This is a genomic window from Streptomyces sp. NPDC025793, from assembly GCF_055558375.1.
This window is the reverse complement of sequence record NZ_JBVHMR010000133.1, coordinates 1-2389: the sequence shown is the minus strand read 5'-3', so window position 1 is coordinate 2389 and position 2389 is coordinate 1. Positions and strand designations below refer to the sequence as shown.

1 protein-coding gene is annotated in these 2389 nt (G+C 65.5%); it reads left to right on the top strand.

Translation table 11 applies throughout. The features are described 5' to 3' along the window. Positions 1-1534 precede the first annotated feature (1534 nt). Positions 1535-2299 carry a glycoside hydrolase family 12 protein gene (locus ACZ4MF_RS48845; protein WP_467500897.1) on the top strand — a complete coding sequence of 255 codons (765 nt, stop codon included), beginning with the start codon at positions 1535-1537 and terminating at the stop codon, positions 2297-2299. The last annotated feature ends 90 nt before the right edge of the window (positions 2300-2389 follow it).

The following is a 2389-nucleotide window of genomic DNA, read 5'->3' as shown; positions in this document are numbered from 1 at the left end:
CGCAGCCACACCCAGCATCCCTGGGCCTTCCGATCCTACGAGTGACCGGAATCAGACCCAGGAACAACGTAAGGAGACACGACCCCCATCACGGCAGGTACTTCAAACCCACGGGGCACGGACGCATAAGGGGCGCCCAGGGCTGCTGCGGGGCGCCGGCTCCTTGACTGCGAACACCCGCGGGACGAAGATCCTCCTGCCGATGAAGGAGTTGTGATGTTGCGGTTCATGGACTGGTCCGTGGTCGCGATGGGGTGCGCGCTGGTCCTCATGAGTCTCGCCTTCCGGTGGTGGGAGCGGACCGAGATTCGGAAGGGGAAGAGTCCCGATCAAGGCATGCGATTCTCTCGGGCATGGCTCCCCCTGCTCATGGGCCTGGGGATGATCAGCGCCAGGCTGCCGAGCCTGTTGCTTGCGCCCCACCCCGTCGTCATGATCATGGACACTCTCAACGGCGCACTGGCGGTCACGGTGCTCATCCTGGTGCTACGGGCGGTGCATCGCGTCTCTCGGACGCGGAGTCCTCGGACCCCCGATTGACGGCAGCGGTACCCAGCAGCTTGTCACGGAAGTATTGCCGCCGCCGTAGATCTCCGGGCAGCTGCTGAAGGCCGTGTTGACCAGGGCGCTGTAGGTGGGCGTCGCCGTATCCGGTAGCGGTGTTGGTGGGCCGGTTCCGGCGTGCGCGCCCAGCTCGTCGGCGAGTGCGCGCGGCTTTGGCGGGATCCTTGGCGGTGACGGTCGCTGAGTGCCCGCCCACCGGGGCCCGTGCGGCGATGCCCCGGGCCATGTTCCGGGCGCGGATGATGGTGATCTGCCCAGGTGCAGCGGTTGCCGGCGCACACAGATGAGCCGGTGGCGACCATGGCCCGCCGTCTGAGTTTGCCCGACCCCACCAACTTCGGGAAGTTCATCACCCGTCACATCGGCACCTGCCCCGGCACCTTCCGCCACATCCACCAAGGCCAGTAGCGGTTCCGTGAAGGCCAGGCGGCGGGCGCCGCCGATGCTATTCGAAGCGATTCGACAGAAGCGCTTCGAATAGCGATGCCCGCCGGTGAAAGAAATGTGTCTTCCTGCGCAGAGGCTTGCCGTTCAGACATCCCATCATTACTGTCCATAGGCGCAAGCGCTTCGATACTTCGCACCTGCGTCTGGCAAGCCCGGTGCTTGAAGGTGAGGGGACCGAGCACCGTTCCCGCAGTTCTTGAGCGCGCCACCTCGACGACACGAGCCACCCACCATCGCGAGCAGCACCGCATGCGAACGGAGTGAAGGTGTCAACACGTCAACTGATAGACCGTCTCGGCCGCCTCGCTTTCGGCGGGGACTACAACTGCGAGCAGGGGAAGGAACCACCTTGCCCAGGGCCGGCCGTCAAGCCGATCAGTCGGCCAACTGCGCAAGCACCTCGGACGGGACTGGGTCGCGCCGTCCCGAGCCCGGACTCGTCGGCGAGCGACACCTCGCCGCGCCAGAGTCCGCCACCAGACCGGGGGTCCGGAACAACCCATCGCCGTCCTCGGAGGGACACATGAGATGGCAGGCCCTTAAATCCATCAGCAGCAAGTCGGCCGGGTTCGGTCGGCTGGCCCTGATAGCCGCCGTGATCGCCGGGTGCCTGAGCATCGCGTCTCCGGCGCAGGCCCAGGTCTACTCCACCTGCGACCAGTGGGGTCAGTACACCCAGAACACCTGGACGATCTACAACGACATGTGGGGCCAAAACCACGGCCCGCAATGCCTGACCGTCAACAGCATCAAGTCCTGGTACGTCGACGCCAACCACTCCGGCGGCGGGATCAAGTCCTACCCGAACACGGCGGTCCGACCCCAGACGCCGTTGTCGCAGTTGAGCTCGGCGGGCTTCTGGTACAACACATCGTCGGCTCCCGTCTCCGGTAGTGACTACTGGGACTGGACGAGCGACTTCTGGTCGACCGGCAACCAGGACGAGATCATGGTCTTCACCAGCTGGTCCGGGACGGCAGGCGGCTGGGGAAGGCAGATCGCGTCCAACGTGACCATCGGCGGCGTCCTGTACGCGTCGGTCTGGCAGGCCAATCCCGGCTGGAACGTCCTGCAGCTCATCCCCGCCCAGCAGAGCGACACCGGCACCATCGACGCCTCGGCGGTCTGGCGATGGGCCGCGTCGCAGAACCTCCTGCGCAACACCACCTTCGACACGATGCAGTACGGCATCGAGATCACCTCGACCAGCGGCGTGCAGAAGCAGTACTCGCTGAACTCCTACAGCGCCTGGTGGAACAACACCTCCGGCGGCGGATCAAACATCTAGTGCGTTGACCACGAACGTTGCCGGGGTTGATCAGGCGGCTTTGGGGCGTGGGCGGCCCCAGCGTTGCTGGCGTTCGCTGCGGACCTTGGC